This is a genomic window from Hydrogenophaga flava NBRC 102514 (assembly GCF_001571145.1).
GTDB lineage: Bacteria > Pseudomonadota > Gammaproteobacteria > Burkholderiales > Burkholderiaceae_C > Hydrogenophaga > Hydrogenophaga flava.
In genome coordinates this window covers 1-1,486 of sequence record NZ_BCTF01000065.1, presented here as the reverse complement: position 1 = coordinate 1,486, position 1,486 = coordinate 1, and the positions used below count along the sequence as shown (strand labels likewise).

Below are 1,486 nucleotides of genomic sequence, written 5' to 3'. Positions count from 1 at the left end.
CGTGGAAGAGAGCGCGGCTGCCGCCGAGAGCCTGAAGGACCAGGCCGCTCGACTGGCCCAGGTGGTGGCCACCTTCAAGGTCGACAGCGCTGCCCGCGCGATGGTGTCGTCTGCGCTGCCCGCAGCAACCCCGGCCGCCCCGGCGGTACCGGCCACCACCAAAGCGGTGCAGGCGCCCCAGGCAGCGGTTTCGGTGCCGGCAAAAACAGCGGAAAAGGCACCGGCCCAGACGGCCGCCCAGCGGGTGCAGCGTGAACAGCCCGTCAGGCAGACGCCCAAGGCGCCTGCGGCTGCCTCATCCCCGTCCGTACCCCCTGCCAGGGTGGTGGCCAGCGCCAGCACCGAAGGCGACTGGGAAAGCTTCTGAATCATAAAAAAACAAGGCGAGTCTCATCATGTGGATCCGGTCTTTCATGCGTCACTTTTCCATCCGTTTCCGAATGATCGGCGCCATCGGCGTCGTGCTGGCCCTGCTGTTCGTGGTGGGCAGCGCCGGCCTGTGGGGCATGCAGCGCATGCAGGCCCTGAGCCAGGAGTTCGTCGATCACGCCTTCCATGAAACCGTCGAGCTGTCGAAGCTGCGGCTGGCCATGGCGGACCTCAGCCGCCACGAGAAGGACATGGTGATCCACTACGAATCACCCGAGCAGCTGTCGCTGGCGAACATGAAGTGGGAGAAGACCCGCGACGAGATCGCCAAGCTGATGGAGGCCCTGCAGCAAGGCGAGGCCGACGAGGACAACGCGGTGCTGCAGCAGATGAGCGTCAAGCTCAAGGACTACTCGGCGGCGGTCGAACCCACGGTGGCCAACATCAAGGCCGGTGGTTACGACAGCGCCACCGTGGCCAACCGCATGCTGGCGCGCGCCCACGACCGCTACGCCGACCTGCAGGCCGACATGAAGAAGATCGAGGCCATCATTTCGGCGGAAGCGGCCGCGGTGCAGGCCGAGCAGGTCAGCACCGGTCAGCAGACCATGCTGCTGTTCGGCATCGCGGTGGCGGTGGCGGTGCTGGTGGTGGTGCCGACCACGCTGGCCAACATGCAGAGCATCTGCCGTCCGCTGGACCAGGCGCAGCAGCTGGCCGTGGCCATCACGCGCGGCGACCTCACCCAGCCGGTCAGGGTGGAAGGCAAGGACGAGCTCACGCGGCTGATGTCGGCGCTGGGCGAGATGCAGGCCTCGCTCGCTCGCATCGTCAGCCAGGTGCGCCTGACCACCGACAGCATCGGCGTGGCCAGCGCCGAGATCGCCTCGGGCAACCAGGACCTGTCCAGCCGCACCGAGCAGGCCGCTTCCAGCCTGCAGCAGACCGCCAGCAGCATCGACCAGATCACCAGCACCGTGCAGCAGAGCGCCGAGTCGGCGCGCCAGGCCAGCGAGATGGCCCAGGCCAACGCGGCGGTGGCAGCGCGCGGCGGCGAAGTGGTGGGCGAGGTGGTGGCGACCATGCAGGAGATCAACCACCGCAGCCAGAAGATCGG

At 67.6% G+C, this 1,486-nt stretch carries 1 protein-coding gene and 1 pseudogene; both read left to right on the top strand.

The genetic code is table 11. From position 1 onward, the window contains the following. Positions 1 to 367: pseudogene (locus HFL01S_RS25495) on the top strand (methyl-accepting chemotaxis protein); the annotation flags it as partial. A gap of 46 nt (positions 368 to 413) precedes the next feature. Next, positions 414 to 1,486 (top strand): methyl-accepting chemotaxis protein (locus HFL01S_RS24385; protein ID WP_169802383.1); only part of this gene is annotated, 1,073 nt, incomplete at its 3' end.